This window comes from Marmoricola sp. RAF53 (assembly GCF_052114005.1).
Classification (GTDB): Bacteria; Actinomycetota; Actinomycetes; order Propionibacteriales; family Nocardioidaceae; genus Marmoricola.
In genome coordinates this window covers 272,222-288,110 of sequence record NZ_JBFRDX010000001.1, presented here as the reverse complement: position 1 = coordinate 288,110, position 15,889 = coordinate 272,222, and the positions used below count along the sequence as shown (strand labels likewise).

General features: G+C 70.6%; 15 protein-coding genes and 1 tRNA gene. 3 read left to right on the top strand and 13 right to left on the bottom strand.

Translation table 11 applies throughout. The features are described from left to right. Positions 1–82 precede the first annotated feature (82 nt). The 10 genes from AB4Y76_RS01395 to AB4Y76_RS01350 all read right to left on the bottom strand — a co-directional run bounded on the left by AB4Y76_RS01395 (position 83) and on the right by AB4Y76_RS01350 (position 10,400). The gene (locus AB4Y76_RS01395; protein WP_441921695.1) at positions 83–1,447 is read right to left on the bottom strand and encodes a glycosyltransferase family 2 protein; all 1,365 of its coding nucleotides are present in this window, start codon (positions 1,445–1,447) and stop codon (positions 83–85) included. After that, positions 1,434–2,444, bottom strand: coding sequence for a polysaccharide deacetylase family protein (locus AB4Y76_RS01390; protein WP_441921693.1), 1,011 nt, complete (start codon positions 2,442–2,444; stop codon positions 1,434–1,436). The genes AB4Y76_RS01395 and AB4Y76_RS01390 overlap by 14 nt, the downstream gene beginning before the upstream one ends. Beyond that, a complete protein-coding gene (locus AB4Y76_RS01385; protein WP_441921691.1) occupies positions 2,441–3,718 on the bottom strand; it encodes a nucleotide sugar dehydrogenase in 1,278 nt (425 codons plus the stop codon). Before AB4Y76_RS01385 ends, AB4Y76_RS01390 begins: the two co-directional genes overlap by 4 nt. Then, positions 3,715–4,488: a WbqC family protein gene (locus tag AB4Y76_RS01380; protein ID WP_441921689.1), complete on the bottom strand. Its 774-nt coding sequence runs from the start codon at positions 4,486–4,488 to the stop codon at positions 3,715–3,717. Before AB4Y76_RS01380 ends, AB4Y76_RS01385 begins: the two co-directional genes overlap by 4 nt. Beyond that, entirely contained in the window at positions 4,485–5,105 is a 621-nt protein-coding gene (locus AB4Y76_RS01375; protein WP_441921687.1) for a PIG-L deacetylase family protein, read from the bottom strand. Before AB4Y76_RS01375 ends, AB4Y76_RS01380 begins: the two co-directional genes overlap by 4 nt. A 175-nt stretch (positions 5,106–5,280) precedes the next feature. Next, positions 5,281–6,312, bottom strand: coding sequence for a phosphotransferase (locus tag AB4Y76_RS01370; RefSeq protein ID WP_441921685.1), 1,032 nt, complete (start codon positions 6,310–6,312; stop codon positions 5,281–5,283). Next, positions 6,309–6,776: a hypothetical protein gene (locus AB4Y76_RS01365; protein ID WP_441921683.1), complete on the bottom strand. Its 468-nt coding sequence runs from the start codon at positions 6,774–6,776 to the stop codon at positions 6,309–6,311. Before AB4Y76_RS01365 ends, AB4Y76_RS01370 begins: the two co-directional genes overlap by 4 nt. A 382-nt stretch (positions 6,777–7,158) precedes the next feature. Further along, on the bottom strand, positions 7,159–8,520 hold the full coding sequence (locus AB4Y76_RS01360) for a response regulator (RefSeq protein WP_441921681.1): 1,362 nt from the start codon (positions 8,518–8,520) through the stop codon (positions 7,159–7,161). Next, positions 8,517–9,119, bottom strand: coding sequence for a sensor histidine kinase (locus tag AB4Y76_RS01355; protein WP_441921679.1), 603 nt, complete (start codon positions 9,117–9,119; stop codon positions 8,517–8,519). The genes AB4Y76_RS01360 and AB4Y76_RS01355 overlap by 4 nt, the downstream gene beginning before the upstream one ends. A gap of 495 nt (positions 9,120–9,614) precedes the next feature. Next, complete coding sequence (locus AB4Y76_RS01350; protein ID WP_441921677.1) at positions 9,615–10,400, bottom strand: ANTAR domain-containing protein; 786 nt, start codon at positions 10,398–10,400, stop codon at positions 9,615–9,617. Between the two features lie 128 nt (positions 10,401–10,528). Here AB4Y76_RS01350 and AB4Y76_RS01345 point away from each other — a divergent pair, with 128 nt between their 5' ends. Beyond that, positions 10,529–11,587: a lysylphosphatidylglycerol synthase transmembrane domain-containing protein gene (locus AB4Y76_RS01345; protein WP_441921675.1), complete on the top strand. Its 1,059-nt coding sequence runs from the start codon at positions 10,529–10,531 to the stop codon at positions 11,585–11,587. Positions 11,588–11,596: 9 nt separating this feature from the next. Here the strand turns inward: AB4Y76_RS01345 and AB4Y76_RS01340 are convergent, their stop codons facing one another. Continuing rightward, positions 11,597–11,971: a hypothetical protein gene (locus AB4Y76_RS01340; RefSeq protein ID WP_441921673.1), complete on the bottom strand. Its 375-nt coding sequence runs from the start codon at positions 11,969–11,971 to the stop codon at positions 11,597–11,599. Positions 11,972–12,043: 72 nt separating this feature from the next. Here AB4Y76_RS01340 and AB4Y76_RS01335 point away from each other — a divergent pair, with 72 nt between their 5' ends. Next, positions 12,044–12,916 (top strand): DICT sensory domain-containing protein, encoded by an 873-nt coding sequence (locus AB4Y76_RS01335; RefSeq protein WP_441921671.1) that lies wholly within the window; start codon positions 12,044–12,046, stop codon positions 12,914–12,916. Here the strand turns inward: AB4Y76_RS01335 and AB4Y76_RS01330 are convergent. Both AB4Y76_RS01330 and AB4Y76_RS01325 read right to left on the bottom strand, forming a co-directional pair. After that, positions 12,913–13,452, bottom strand: coding sequence for a nitroreductase family deazaflavin-dependent oxidoreductase (locus tag AB4Y76_RS01330; RefSeq protein WP_441921669.1), 540 nt, complete (start codon positions 13,450–13,452; stop codon positions 12,913–12,915). The two genes, AB4Y76_RS01335 and AB4Y76_RS01330, sit on opposite strands and share 4 nt — an antisense overlap. 156 nt (positions 13,453–13,608) lie before the next feature. Beyond that, positions 13,609–13,681: transfer RNA gene (locus tag AB4Y76_RS01325), tRNA-Arg, on the bottom strand. Positions 13,682–13,991: 310 nt separating this feature from the next. Here AB4Y76_RS01325 and AB4Y76_RS01320 point away from each other — a divergent pair. Further along, complete coding sequence (locus AB4Y76_RS01320) at positions 13,992–15,824, top strand: phosphoenolpyruvate carboxykinase (GTP) (RefSeq protein ID WP_441921667.1); 1,833 nt, start codon at positions 13,992–13,994, stop codon at positions 15,822–15,824. Positions 15,825–15,889: the final 65 nt, after the last annotated feature.

Below are 15,889 nucleotides of genomic sequence, written 5' to 3'. Positions count from 1 at the left end.
CGACCTGGTACCGGAACCCCCGGGTCGCGGCGGGCGGCATCACCGCGACGTGCTGGACCACAGGGAATCACCTTCTCCGACGTCAGTGCGGCCCGGTCCCCCGGGCGTGCTTGGGCTGGTGTCCGGTCACCTCGTCGAGCTCGGCGTCCAGGTCGATCGGCGTAGCGGCGCCCAGGTCGACCGGCGCCACCTCGCGGGTGTGCCACGACGTCGACTTCAGCTTGGTGAGCGCCCAGTACGCCGCCGGCCGCAGGATGACCAGGCCGAGGATCGGATAGATCGGCGAGAGCGCGAACTGCTGCAGCCGGGTCTTGAGATCGAAGCTCGGCCGGTAGATCGCGTACACCGCGGTCTGGGTGATCGAGCAGACGATCCACCAGACGACGCCGTGCATGAACACCGGGTTGTCGTACTTGATCGCCAGCGTGATCAGCGCGCCGGCCACGAACGGCCACAGGAACGTGAACACCAGCGGCATCACGTAGAAGAACACGATCAGCGGCCGCAGGTTCGTCATCACGAAGCCGACGCCGAGCCACGCCGACTTCGACCATCTCAGCCGTTGGTGGAAGGCGCCGCCCCAGGTCGTCGGCAGCTGGGTGGCCGCGATCGCCTCGGTGACGCCGACGACGTCGCCGCGCATCAGCGCGTAGAAGGACAGCCGCCGGTCGTCGCCGGCCGTGCCGGAGGTCAGGTAGTCCTCGAGGTTGTCGTAGACGACCGCCGCCCGGTAGATCGCCAGCGCCCCCGAGGTCGGGCTGACGATGCCCATCCAGGAGCGCAGCATCCGGAAGAGCAGGCAGGACGTGACGACGTTGATGTCGGTCAACCGGGACAGGAAGTTCGCGTCCCAGTTGCGGACCAGGATCATCCCGGTGGCGGCCTGGACCCGCTCGTCGCGCATCGACCGGAGCATGTGCTCCAGCGCGTCGTCGTCGAGCACCGAGTCCGAGTCGACCGTGAAGATGTAGTCGAACTCGGTGGGTTTGAACATCTTGAGCACGTGCGCCTGCGCGTGCCGCTTGCCGGAGTTCTCGATCCGGTGCCAGGTGACCAGCGGATCGTCGAAGGTCTCCAGCGGCACGGCCGAGCCGTCGTCGACCACGTGGATCGCGTCCGGCAGGATGGTCTGCCGCAGCATCGAGCGGATCACCGCGTGCACGAGGTGCGGTTCCTCGTTGTACGACGGCACGAGGGCGAGCACCCGTCCGGTCGCCGGAGGTAGGTGGGTGAAGCTCTTCCAGAAGATCCCGGACGCCAGGTAGCAGAGGATCATCACCGCCACCAGGCCGAAGAAGGTGGACAGGTAGATCGTCGCCGTGGCGAAGCCCCAGGCGATCTGCGACCAGAGGACGTAGCCGAGGAACACGGCCACGGACAGCAGCGCGAGCGCCTTGCGGCCGCCCCGGAACGGCCGGCTGCGGCCGATCAGCTCAGTGCTGTACATAGCGGTTCCCCCGGGACGCGATCCGGAACGTCACGACGATGATGATGCTGATCGCGATACCGCCGAAGAGCAGCTGGGCCTGGCCGATGCGGAGCCCGAAGACGTTCCACGCCGCGGCCTTCGACAACGTGCCCGGTTCGCTGATCGCCGCCGACGGGTCCGGGACGAGTCGCGGCACCGGATCGCCGCTGACCTTCTTGAACGACCCGCCGACGACCTCGTCGACGGTCCGCACGACCGTCGTACCGGGACGCGCGGCGAGCCACTCGACGAACGCGTTGAACTCGCCGGGCGTGATCGAGCCGCCCTTGATCCCGATGCACACGCACACGTTGGTGAAGACGAGCGGCAACCAGCCGCCGCCGTCCCGCTCGGCCATGGTGACGAGCTTCTGCAGCGCCGCGAGGCGCGTCCGCGTCGGCGCGGTCCGGATCCGGAAGTCGTCGTCCGGCGGCAGCGACTCGGCGTGCGGGCAGCTCGAGCAGTCGGTAGCGGACCCGTAGAGACCGGCGAACGCGCGGGCGCTGTTGTAGCCGCAGTCGCGCGCGGTCGCCTTCGACCACGCCGCCGTCTCGTCGCCGTACGGGTAGGCGAAGCTGGTCACCTGGAACCCCAGCTGGGCCAGCGTCGCCCGGTCGTCGCAGACCTGCCGCTGGGCCTTGCCGAGACTCAGGTCGGCCAGGTTGTTGCCGTAGAGCGAGGCCCCGCCGACCTCGTTGCGGGCCCGCGCGATGCTGCGCAGCTGGTCCACGCTCAGGTAGCCGGGGAAGTCCAGGTAGCCGGAGTTCACGTAGAACGTGCCGGCCATCTGGTTGGCCGCGAGCACCTGCGCGGCCATCACCTGCGACTTGTAGGTGCCGTCGAAGGTGAAGGTGACGACGGTGACGCCGTCGTCCGCCGAGGGTGCGGCGGTGGCCGGGCCGAGTCCCGTCCCGAGCACCGCCATCACCAGGGCGAGCAGCGCAAGGCCAGATCTGCCGAGTGCGCTACGGATCACAGGCCCACCACGTTGGAAGAGGCCCGGACCGCGTGCCGGCAGTCCAGCACCAGCCGCGCCCGCGTCGCGATCTTGTCGTAGTCGAACTCGGCGTGGTCGGTCGCGACCACCACGACGTCGAACCGGTCGATCTCGCCGGTGAGGTCCTCGATGCCGATCGTCGGGGTCATCGTCCAGTCCGTCACGTGCGGGTCGGCGACCGTCACCCGGGCGCCGTACCCGGCGAGGGCCTTGACGACCTCGACCGACGGCGACTCGCGCATGTCGCCCACGTTCGGCTTGTAGGCGACCCCGAGGACCAGCACGTCGGCGCCGCGCATCGGGATGCCGCGCTCGCCGAGCAGCGCCATCGTCCGCTGCACCACGTACTGCGGCCGGCTGTTGTTGATGTCCTGGGCCAGCTCGGCGAACCGGAACGGACGGCCGAGCGACGTCCGGGTCTGCCAGGCGAGGTACATCGGGTCGATCGGCAGGCAGTGCCCGCCGACACCGGGCCCGGGCACCCACCGGGCCATCGAGTGGCCCTTGGTCATCGCGGCGTCGATCATCGCGTGCACGTCGATGCCGAGGTCGTGGCAGATCTCCGCCATCTCGTTGACCAGCGCGATGTTCACGCAGGCCTGGGTGTTCTCGAAGACCTTCGCCATCTCCGCGACCCGCGGGTTGAGGACCGGGACGGTGCACTCGACCACCGACGAGTAGAACCCGTCGATGACCGCGAGCCCCTCCTCGGTGGTGGCCGAGACCAGCTTGGGCGTGTTCTCCAGCGTGTAGCGGGTGTTGCCCGGGTCGACCCGCTCGGGCGAGAACCCGAGGTGGAAGTCGGTCCCCGGGACCAGGCCGGAGGTCTCCGCCAGCGCATCGGCCAGCAGGCCCTCCGTGGTCCCGGGGTAGGTGGTCGACTCCAGCACCACGGCAGCGTCCCGGCGAAGGAGCTGCCCGATCATTCTTCCCGCCGACTCCACGTAGGAGAGATCGGGGACCCCCCCACGCAGAGGCGTGGGTACGGCGATGATCGCGATGTCGAAGTCGACCACCTCGGTGGGATTCTCCCCCGCGGAGTCCCACCCCAGGCGCGCGGAGAAGCGGCCGCTCGCGGTCGCGCGCCTGATGCGTTCGTCAGTGGCATCCTCGATGTAGGTGCAGCCGTTCTGCAGCTGCACGATCTTGCTCGGGTCCAGATCGATCCCGACGACCTGATGTCCGACCTCGGACGCACGCAGAGCCAGCGGTAGGCCTACGTAGCCGAGACCGAGGACAAGTACCTTGCTCATACCCGTACCCCTTCGGTTGCATTGCTCGTGTCGGTGACGTGCTCGGTGGTGCCGGCCGCGTCGTCGAGGCCCTCGCCGGACTCGAGGTCGTGGAGATCGTGGAAGTCGTCGAAGTCGTGCTCGGCCAGGACGACGGAGAGCGGGTCCTCGTAGTCGAAGAGGACCGTCAGGATCGAGTCGCCGGTGACCGCCTGGTGGCGCGACCACAGCACCGGGATGCCGGCGTCGTAGAACTCCTTGCAGTTCCCCATGTACGCGCGGCCACCGGTCCCGGACAGGTACACCAGCGGCGGCGGGAACGCCTGCATCACCGAGATGATGCTGTCCGAGCCGCGGCAGTCCGGCGCGGCCGGACGGCTGAAGGTGATCGGGGTCTCGATGCCCAGGATGTCGCGCACCAGCAGGATCAACCGGAAGTTGAACTCCCACAGCACGTCGGTCTTGATCGAGAGGACCTCGTCGCAGATCCGCGGACCGTGCAGGTCCCAGAACTGCGGCTTGGTGTGGCCGTAGCGGTACTGGCGGGCGATCTGGTCGGCCAGGTGCGCCGGCGCCTCTTCGGTGACGCGCTTGTCGAAGATCGGGTCGGTGACGCTGCCCTTGACCAGCGGGAGCGTCACCCAGGCGTCGCGCATCTTCACCCGGCGCTGGTAACCCTTGTGGACGTACTGGTCCCAGATCTTGAGGTCGAACACGTCCGACTTCGCGAGCTTGTACCAGAAGCCGGAGTACGGCAGCAGGTCCGGCTGGTGGGCCGCGTAGAGCGTCATACCCGGACCCCCCGGACCAGCGAGTAGGGCTCCGCCCAGTCGATCTGGCGGGCGTTCCCGATCACCGCCGCCTGCTGCTTGACGCTGTTGATCGGGTGCGGTCCGGTGACCGCCTGCGAGGAGTATGCGCTGAGCGCGTCGACCTTCTTGTCGATGTCGTCCTCGCGCAGGGACTCGAAGAAGTCCCACTTCAGGTCGGTCGGGTAGAGCGAGAGGTCGTACGCCGCGACGTCGTACACGTAGAGCGACGGCGTGAACCAGTGGCCCTCCGACATCGACAGCCGGCCGGCGCGGATCCCCGCCTCGTAGGCGGCGATGTGGTCCTGGTGCATCGACGGGAACGGCAGGTAGAGCTCGTCCGGCCGCATGTCGGAGACGACCTGGTCGAGGATCCCGACCAGGCGGTGCATGTCCTCGCCGATGTTCCCGTCGCACAGGCCCAGGAAGATCGCCGACTCGTAGCCGAGGATGTCCTTGGCGACGTTGAACTCCTTGCGGCGCACGTCGTCGGGCATCGCGATCACGACCACCGACGTCTCACCCGGGTACTTCGCGAGAAGCCCCCCGCAGCCCAGTGTCTCGTCATCGCAGTGCGGTGCGAGAACGACCCTTCTCATCTTCCGACCCCCGTCAGAAGTGCGTGCACAAGACGCCCGAACATCATCTCTTCCCCCTTGGATGAGTACCCGTCAAACGTAGGGACGGCAGCGTTGCGGCTGCCTCCTGCGCGATGGCTATATCTGCCTACGCCATTTGCACGAGCGGGCGTGCGCACGACGTACACGGCGGCGCTCACTCGGGCAGATCGGCGAGCGCCGTGAGGTGACCCTCGGCGATGCGTGGCTCGTGCGACGTCGCCGCCACCTCGCCCGTCGCCGCGACGAACACGTCGCCCGCGACGGCCGGATCGAGGCCCAGACGGACCAGGCCGTCGGTGAGGTACGCGCGGACCACGCGGGCGTACCAGGTGCGTCCGAGGAGCGTGTAGTGCAACCCCGGCAGCGCCGGCGTCCCCTGCGTCCCCGGCATGCGCCGGAGACCGGGATGCCCGAGCACGCTCGCGCCCGGTCGGGTGCCGCGATCCAGCGCCGCGGAGTAGGTCACCGCGAAGCGGCCGAGGTCGCGCAACGGCGAGGCCTCGAGCTCGCCGCGCGACCAGTTCAGCACCCCGGTGACGCCGTCGGATCCGACCAGCAGGTTCTCGAAGGTGAAGTCGCCGTGCGCGACGGTGTGCTCGACGGCGCGGCCGTCGAGGGCACCCGCGGCTCGGGCCAGGCGGGACCGGGCCGCCGGCAGCGCGGGGTGCCCGGACCAGCGACGCTCGAGCGTCTCGCCGACCTCGGCGACCCAGGTCGAGGGCGCGGTCACCCCGAACGAGGCGTCCTGGAACCGGGCCAGCCAGGCGCCGGCCAGCCAGTAGTCGCGCCGGACCTGGCCGGGGCGCGCGGTGTGCATCCAGCGGTCGTACTCGACCGCCATCGAGCGGCCGGGCAGGGTGCTGGTCACCACCGCCGGCAGTCCGTCGGAGTAGCGGGTGCCGACGTAGCGCGGGATCGTCGTCTCGACCGCACGTCCCAGCCGGCGGCGGCGGAGCTCGACGAGCATCCGGGTCTCCCGCTCGACGGCTGCGGCCGTGGCCGGACACGTGGCGACCTTGACCGTCAGCGGCTCCAGCCCCTTGCCGGCACCGGTCGCGGGCGCGCCGGCGAGGGCGAAGGTGAGGGCGTCGGCACGACCGGTCTCGATCAGCACGCTGGGTGCGGCCGGTCCGAGCAAGGCCCGTACGTCGGGCAGCGGGCGCCCGAGATCCGTGGGAACCGTCATCGGTGCCTCGCCACGACCACGCGGCCGGTCGCGAGCCGACCGGTCCACTGCCACGGGAGCACCCGGGCTCCGTGCCAGGCCATCGCCGCGGGCAGCGGCACCGGGTGGCACTGCGGGCGCCGCGAGGCGGTCGACCGCCAGAACTGGTGCACGGCCCACTCGACGTCCTCGACGACCGCGAGCGGCGCCGCGAAGTCGGGCAGCACGATGAGCTCGCGCTCGATCTCGAGGCCGCACCGCCGGGCGAGCCGGCGCAGCCGCCAGCGGCTGAGCAGGCGGTCGTCGATCACCGTCACCCAGGTCCCGGCCGGCAGCGCCGCGACCTCGCGCCGGCAGCCGGCAGCACGCCTGCCGCGGGCGTCGACGGCCACGGTGTTCTCGGGCGACAGCACGGCCCACGGTGCCGGGGCGTCGGCCGGCAGCTCCGGGGTGACCCGGTCGGCGACGACGCCCGGGGTCTCCACCGCCGTACGCGGGAGCGGTACCCGAGGGTCCGCGCCCCTGGCCTGACGGCCCAGGCGTGAGCGAGTCACGGCCTGGATTCTTCTCAGGGGGGGCGCCGCCAGATCGCCTCGGGGGTACGGCGATGCGCCAGGGACGCGGACAGACAGAGGCGCGAGCCACGCACGTTTGATCCCGAGGCTCATGATCGGGCCCCGCTGTCGGGTCGCACACGGATCCCGACCTCGCGGTCCGGGTCCTGGACGATCGTTCGCATGGAGTCCCCCCTCCGCCACGGTCTTTCCGCCCACCCGCAGGCTATGTCTGCGCGATACCCGCACGACCCCGTCAGGTGGCTGACTTTCGTACGTCAATCGGGTGGTTCCGGGAGCAGCCGGTCCACGGTCAGCGCACAGCGGCGACCTGGTCGTCGATGCCGCGCACCCCGAGTCCCCGGGCACGCGAGGCGAGGGCCAGCGTGGAGTGCACGTCGGCCCGCTTCAGAAGCTGCTGGACGTGGGTCCGGACGGTGTGCACCGACAGGTTCAGCCGCTCGGCGCACTCGGCCCGGGACATCCCGCTCACGACGCAGCGGAGCACCTCGGTCTGCCGCGCCGACAGGTCGTCGACGAAGCTCGGCTCGGCCTTGGTGGTGCCCTGCTGGAGCAGGTAGTGCAGCACCGGCTTCAGCGACGCCCGGGCCAGGTACATCCGTCCGTGCACCACCTCGCCGGCCGCGAACATCAGCGTCTCGAACGGTGCCGTCTTGCTCACCCAGCCCTGGGCTCCGGCCTCGAACGCCTGCACCGCGAGCTGCGCCCGGTCGTTGCCGGACAGCATCAGCACGAAGGGTCGTTCCGGGAGCCGTTCCAGGTCGGCGAGGAGGTCGAGCCCGACCTCGTCGGCGAGCTGGAAGTCGAGCAGCACCAGGTCCGGGCAGGACCGGTGGATGTAGGCCCGGGCCTCGCTGAGCGAGCAGGCGATGTCGATCCGGTCGACGCTCTGCTCGGCCTGCAGCCGGGCGGCCAGCGCCTCGGCGAAGATGCGGTGGTCGTCGACGAGCAGCACCTTGACCGGGCGCTCCCAGACCGGGCCGCGGGTCAGCACCTCGCGGTCGGCGACGACCGGCCAGCCGTCGGTGTCGCTGGCGTCGATGGTGACCGCGCCCAGGTCGACGGCGATGCTCACCGCCCGGCTGCGGCTGTTCACGCAGAACTTCCGCAGCACGCTCTGCACGTGGGTGCGCACGGTCTGGGTCGAGACCCCGAGCTCGACGGCCATCTCCTCGGTGGACGCACCGCTGACCAGCAGCGAGACCACCGCCCGCTCCCGGCTGCTGAGCCGGGTCAGTCCGGGTGGTCCCGCGCTCCGGGCCACGGCCGGCCGGGTGAACCGTTCCAGCACGCGCTCACCCGCGACGACCCGTTCGATCGCGCGGTTCAGCACGCCGATGTCGCACGCCTTGTTGACCACGCCGTCGACCAGACCGGTCTCGAACGCGAGCCAGACGTCCTCGGTCGCCTCGCCGGTGAGCAGCACGACCTTCACGCCGGGCGCGCGTTCCCGGACCTGCGCAGCCGACTCGACGACCGTGCCCGAATCCGTGCCGGGGTCGAGCACGCACACGTCAGGTTCGTGCTGCACGACCAGCTCGACCACCTCGTCGGGATCGTCGCTGTCCGCCACGACCAGGTGCCCCCGGCGGGCCAGGCCCGCGTTGAGAGCATCCATGAACATCGTGTGGGGGTCGCAGAGCACCAGCCTCATCGCGAGTTCCGCAGCACGACGGGAAACGTCATCCGGATCGTCGTACCCGCGTGGCTGTCGATGTGCAGCCGGCCCATGCCCGACCGGATCGCGTCCCGTACGACGGAGAGGCCGATGCCGCTCCCGGACCCGATCTCGCCGAACCCCGGCCCGTCGTCGGCGACCTCGACCCAGCGCTCGTCGTCCGACCTGCCGACCCGGACCGTCACCAGTCCGACGGTCGTCGCGGCACGGCAGGCGTTGTCGAGCAGGTTGGCGATCGCGCGCCGGAGCAGCACCGGGTCGCCCTGGACCACGTGGTCGCAGCCGTCGACCTCGAGGACGACGTGGTAGCCCGGCCCGACGGCCTCGACGCACTGGCGTGCCAGCGTGCCCAGGTCGGCCGGTGCCAGGTGACCGCCGTTGTCGTCGCTGAGCAGTGCCACCAGCGCGGCGGCGTACTCGAACTGCTGGTGCAGTACCCGGAACCTGCTCCGCACGCTGTCGCGCAACTCCTCGCCCGCGGGTGCTTCCGAGAGCAGCATCCCGGTGGCGATGTGCTGCTTCAGGTCGTGGCACACGGCCTCGAGCTGGTCCGACCTTTTCCTGTTGGTGCTCATTTCCTGGGTCATCTGTCCCCGTCCCCCGTTTTTCCCCCGTGCGGCAGGCGTCGCCGGTCGCGGGGACGTCACCCCGACGTCCCGGCAGGCTCCGACTGCCATTCCCCCGCTGCCCGGCGGCCGGCGTCCAGGCCGCCCCTCCGGGCAGGGACCGCGACGCTGAACGCGTACGCGGTCGTGCTTTCCCTCGCTTCGTCGTGTTGCGGCTACCTGCCGGGCGGTTCGCCCCGGGCCGCCGGTTCCCCCACCGGTCTCAACGACAGCTGCTCATCGTCCATCTTCCGTCCCCCGACGTATGTCCTGCTCGTGCGCGTGCCCTGGCAAGGGCCGAACCGCACGTGCCCGACCGTCCGGGCGCTCCTGAGGGATCAGCGAGCGTCACCCGGGGTCCGGGGGTGGTGCTACGGGATTGCGGTCCGAGAGGACCTGATCTCAGGATGCGCCGCGGCGACATCGTTTCTGAGCGGTTCTGGTGGATCTGGATTTCACCCTACGTCAGCGGTCGGGCCTGTCAACCGCCCGAACGGGCGGCGTTCGCAGACCCGGCGGAGTGACCTCGCGCGCGGGCAGCTCGCCGGTCACGAGACGGGCCGCGACGCTGCTCAGCGACGCGCCCCGGCTGCGCGCGTAGGACCGGATCGCGGCGAACGCCTGGGCCACCTCGAGGCCCCCGAACTCGGCCACCACACCCTTGGCCTGCTCCAGGGTGACGCGGCTGACCAGCGCGGTCTGGAGCTGCTCGGAAAGCAGCGAAGCCTCCGCGAGGGAGCGCTGGTGGAGGATGCCGATCGTGGCCACGTCCGCCATCGCGCGGATGAGCAGGAGGTCCGGTTCGGACAGCGGCGGCCGGTCCCGGTTGACCAGGTGGAGGACGCCGATGGTCTCGCTGCGGAGCCGCAGCGGGAGCACGGTCCCGGAGGTGAAACCGGTGCCGCGCGCCAGTCCGGCGAACGCCGACCACCGGTCCTCCAGGACGTCAAGGGAGGGGTACGGAACGGGCTCACCGGTCTGTACCACCTGACCGCCGGGGCCCTCCTTGCAGTCCAGCTCGAAGAGCGCGACGGCGAGCGGGTCCTCGCTCGCGGCGACCACGTCCAGGTTCCCGTCGCGGTCGGCCAGCAGCACCCCGGCCGCACTCACCGGGACCAGCTGGGTGCAGTCGAGCACCAGCCGGTCGAGCAGCTCGACCACGTCGAAGTCGTCGACCAGCGTGTCCGCGAGCTCCACCAGGCGCTGCGCGACCTCCACCAGGCGTTCGCGGTCGTGCCCGTCGGTACTCATGGAATCCCCCTGCCGCTCCCCGGTCGCGGACACGACGGAGGTGCGGTGCGTCCCCCGTCGCCTCACCAGAGTACGCGCGGATCCGGATTCGGGGACCCCCCTCGTCGGCGCGCGTGCCATGCTCGGGCATGGCCATCTCCGTCCGGGACGTGATGCGGCGGTGGGGTGGCCGCGCGATCGGCCTCACCGTCACCGGCATCGGCCTGTACGTCGTCGCGCCGAGCCTGCTGACCATGTTCGGCTCCTGGCCGCGGCTCGCCGAGGTCCGGCTCTACTGGTTCGCCGAGCTCGCGCTCTTCGAGACGCTCAGCCTGGCGTCGCTCTGGTGGCTGACCCGGATCGCGCTCGCCCCGCACCCGGGCGACGCGGAGTCGGGCACGCACCCCCGGCTCGGGTGGGGGACCGCGGCGGCCGCGCAGCTGGCCGGGAACGCGGCGAGCAAGGTGGTGCCCGGCGGCGCGGCCACCGGCGGCGTCGTGCAGGCGAAGATCCTGATCGACGCGGGGCAGCCGGGACCCGCGGTCGCCTCCGGCCTCACCGCCACGAACCTGCTCGGGACCGCGGTGCTGCTGCTGCTCCCGGTGCTCACCATCCCGGCGCTGATCATCGGGCCGCCCCCGGCGCACGAGCTGCAGCTGGGGCTGGTCGTCTCGGTGGTCCTGGCCGCGGTGATCGTCGCGATCGGGGTGACCGCGCTGACCTGGCCGCGGGTCGTGGCCACGGCCGGGCGCGGCATCGGCGCGGCCGTGCACCTGGTCCGGCCGGCGGTGACCGGTGAGGGACTCGCCACCGCGCTGCTCGCCCAGCGGGAGCGGATCGCCGCGGCGTTCCAGGGCCACTGGTGGCGCGCGGTGTTCGCCGCGGCGGCGAACCGGATGTTCGACTACGCCGCCCTGGTCGCGGCCCTGGTCGCGTTCGGCGCGCACGTCCGTCCGGCCGAGGTGCTGGTCGCGTACGTCGTCGCGCAGGCGTTCGCGATCATCCCGATCACCCCGGGTGGGGTCGGGTTCGTCGACGCGGGCCTGACCAGCCTGCTCGTCGTGGCCGGCGTACCCGCGGACACGGCGCTGATCGGCACTCTGCTCTACCGGTTGTTCTCGTTCTGGCTGCCGATCCCGGTCGGCGCGCTCGCCTGGGCGGGGTGGCGGATCGGCACCCGGTCGGGCAGCGGGGAACCGACCGCCTGACCGGCCGGCTCACTCGTGGCGGAAGCCGCCGAGGAAGCGTCGGAACAGCCCGCCCCGGCGCGGCAGCGGCGGCGCCGGCGGGGGTGCGGTCGCCCGGCGGGTGGCGATCGGCTGGTCGTAGTCGGTGCGGCGGATCGCGTCGATGATCTGCTCCTCGGTGAAGTCGCCGGAGCCCTCGATCTCGGGCACGAAGCCGACGAGCATCCCGTTGCGCATCACCTGCGCCTCGAGCGCGGCGGTGTCGTCGGAGTCCCAGGTCGCCTCACGGCCGTCGGGCAGCCGGACGACGATGCCGAACTGGTAGACGCCGACGCGCGCGAGGTCGGCGTTCGTGCCGAGCTCGCGGAGGGCGTCCACGACGCGACGGGCCTTGTTCTCGTCCATGGGACTGCGAGCGTAGCCCGTGGCCGGTCGGCCGGTCCGCTTCTCGGCAGCCGTCTTGTCTAGGGTGTGGCCATGGACCCGGACGACGGCATCGCTCCTCCCGCCGGCGACGTCGCGCTCACCATCGGGGACCTGGGCGAACGGACCGGCCTCAGTCCCGCGGTGCTGCGGATGTGGGAGACCCGGCACGGCTTCCCCGTCCCGCGTCGCCTCGCCTCCGGGCACCGGCGCTACACCGAGGCCGACGTCGACCTCGTCCGGCAGGTGCTGCGCCGCAAGGAGGCCGGCGTACGGCTGGAGATCGCGATCGCCGAGGCGCAGGCGAGCCAGGCGCCCTCCACCCCCTCGATCTTCGCCGGGCTGCGTCGCAAGCACCCGACCCTGGCCACGCACCGGCTGCGCAAGTCGACCCTGATCGCACTCTCCTGGGCGATCGAGGACGAGTGCTGCGCGGTCGCGGAGACCCCCGTCCTGTTCGGCGCCTTCCAGCGCGGCGACTTCTACGCGCCCTCGGCACCGCGCTGGACCGAGCTGGCCCGGGTCGCCCGCTCGGCCATCGTCTTCGCCGACCACTGGGACGGCAGCGCCGCGGACGCCGTCGGGCCGATCCGCGCCACCCTCGCCGAGGACGCGCCGCTACGCCGGGAGTGGGCCGTCGTCTGCGACGCCGTCGACTCCACCGCCTGCCTCTCCGCCTGGGAGCTGCCCGGACAGACGGACGTGCCGGACCGGCAGCGGATCTTCGAAGCCGTCTGGACCGTGGACCCCGTCGCGGTCCGCGACGCCGCCCGCGTCGCCGCCCACCTGGCCGCCTCCGCCGGTGTCCTGGCCGCCCAGGAATTGGTGGCCGAGCTCGCCGACGCCCCTGCGCCGCGCGTGTCGGCGGATCCGGGCGTGACCGCTCTGTTCAACCGCGTGGTCGCGTACGTCGACCGCCTGTCCTAGGCAGCGGGCCTAGGCAGCGGCGCAGCGATCCCGTCCACGCGCGGCACCAGCTCGAACACCTTGATCTCGCGGTCGGTCCGCTGCTCGTAGCGCAGGAAGTTCGGCCAGACCCCGACCATCGTCCTCCACGCGTCCGCCCTCTGTGCGCTCGTCACGCGGCGCGCCACGAGCTCGGTGGTCCGGCCGCGGAACCGGACGACGACCTCGGGGTGCGCCTCGAGGTTCTTCACCCACAGCGGCTCGACCGGCCCGCCGAAGTAGGAGCCCGCAACCAGGATCCGGTCGCCGTCGGGCACGCACAGCAGCGGGTTGCTGCGCGGCAGCCCGCTCTTTCGGCCGGTGGTGGTGAGCATCAGGTTCGGCAGCCCGGCGATGTCGAGAACGGTGAGCCGCCCGCGGCTGACCCGCTGCAACAGCTTGTCGGTCCGGACGATCTGCGGCAGCAGCCGGGGCATCCAGAAGACCGCTCCGATGCGGATCGCGAGCGGGACGAGGAGCCCGGGCTTGCGGGGTTCGAAGCGCGGGGTGGCGGTCATGGGAGGGCCTCCAAATATCTCAACACGAAACATGAACAGAATGTGGAGGTTCCTACCTTGCGCCATCGAGCACGAATAGGCAAATGAGGACGGACGCACATGAGAGAGACCCCCGAGGTGAAGCGTCTCGGGGGTCTCTCTCATTTGGTCTCGCTGCGCGCCCGTAGGGATTCGAACCCCAAACCTTCTGATCCGTAGTCAGATGCTCTATCCGTTGAGCTACGGGCGCCTGTCCCGCCGGCGAGCCAGCGGGACCCGCATATGTTAGCGGAGGTCCGCCGCTGACCGAAATCGAGGGTTTCGATGCGCCCGATCCGGGCACTTGATCGATCCAATAGGTCGCCGCCGAAGCGGCAGTTAAATTCTTCGGAACCTTCGGGGGCAGGACCGGTTCGGCCGGTCGTGCACCGGAGCGATCGCTGCAACGGCGCGGCGATCCTGCACCACACCCATCCAACTTTCAAAATCCGTCGATGCGCTCGACGGCCGGTCCGCGCCGCTCCAGCGGTGCGCACCGCGATCGAAGGGGAACACCTGGCATGACTGCCGAAACGACCATCCAGACCGCGCCGACGCCGAGCGCACCGACTTCTCGCGAGGACATCCTCACCTGGGTCGAGGAAATCGCGGAGCTGACCCAGCCGGACGCGATCCACTGGTGCACGGGCTCCGACGAGGAGTGGACCGAGCTGACCGACTTCCTGGTCGGCACCGGGACCTTCGTCAAGCTCGACGAGAACAAGAAGCCGAACTCGTTCTACGCCGCCTCCGACCCGACCGACGTCGCGCGCGTCGAGGACAAGACCTTCATCTGCTCGGTCGACGAGAAGGACTGCGGGCCCACCAACAACTGGATGGACCCCTCCGCGATGAAGGAGATCATGCGCGGGCTGTACGCCGGCTGCATGCGCGGTCGCACCATGTACGTCATCCCCTTCGTGATGGGCCACCTCGAGGCCGACAAGCCGATGTTCGGCGTCGAGATCACCGACTCGGCGTACGTCGTCGCGTCGATGCGCGTGATGGCCCGGATGGGCACCGAGGTCCTCCGCAAGATGGAGGAGACCAACGCGCCGTACGTCCCCGCCCTGCACTCGGTCGGGCACCCGCTGGAGCCCGGCCAGGCCGACGTCGCCTGGCCGTGCAACGACACCAAGTACATCGTCCAGTTCCCCGAGGAGCGGATGATCTGGAGCTTCGGATCGGGCTACGGCGGCAACGCGCTGCTCGGCAAGAAGTGCTACGCGCTGCGGATCGCCTCGGTGATGGCGCGCGACGAGGGCTGGATGGCCGAGCACATGCTGATCCTCAAGCTCACCTCGCCGCAGGGCGTCGTGAAGTACGTCGCGGCGGCGTTCCCCTCGGCCTGCGGCAAGACCAACCTGGCGATGCTCGAGCCGACCGTCCCGGGCTGGAAGGTCGAGGCGATCGGCGACGACATCGCCTGGATGCGGATCGGCGAGGACGGCCGCCTGTGGGCCGTCAACCCGGAGTTCGGCTTCTTCGGCGTCGCGCCGGGCACCAACGAGCACACCAACCCGAACGCGATGCGGACCATCAACAAGGGCAACTCGGTCTTCACCAACGTCGCGCTCACCGAGGACGGCGACGTCTGGTGGGAGGGCCTGGAGAACCCGCCGGCCCGGGCGACCTCGTGGAAGGGCGAGCCGTGGACCCCGGACAGCGAGGAGCTGTCCAGCCACCCGAACAGCCGCTACTGCACGCCGATCAAGCAGTGCGACATGCTCGCCGCCGAGTACGACGACCCGCGTGGCGTGCCGATCGACGCGATCCTCTTCGGCGGCCGCCGCAAGACCACGATCCCGCTGGTCAGCGAGGCCCGCGACTGGACGCACGGGACGTTCCTCGGCGCGACCCTGTCCTCGGAGACCACGGCGGCCGCGGTCGGCGCGGTCGGTGTGGTGCGCCGCGACCCGATGGCGATGATCCCGTTCATCGGCTACAACGCCGGCGACTACTTCGGTCACTGGATCAACATGGGCAAGGACAACGACGCGTCCAAGATGCCCAAGATCTTCTACGTGAACTGGTTCCGCCTCGACGAGAACGGCAAGTTCCTGTGGCCGGGCTTCGGCGAGAACAGCCGCGTGCTGAAGTGGATCATCGAGCGCATCGACGGCCAGGCCGCCGCGGTGGAGACCCCGATCGGCCACGTGCCGGCGCCGGGCTCCTTCGACCTCGACGGCCTCGACATGACCGAGGCGCAGCTCGAGCAGGCGCTCGCGGTCGACGTCGAGGAGTGGAAGGCCGAGATCCCGCAGATCCAGGAGTGGTTCGAGAAGTTCGGCGACGACCTGCCGAGCGTCCTCTGGACCGAGCTGGACGGTCTCAAGGCCCGCCTGGGCGTCTGAGAGCCGCCGCTCACCCCGTACGACGACGAGGGCCGCATCCCGCAAGGGGTGCGGCCCTCGGTCGC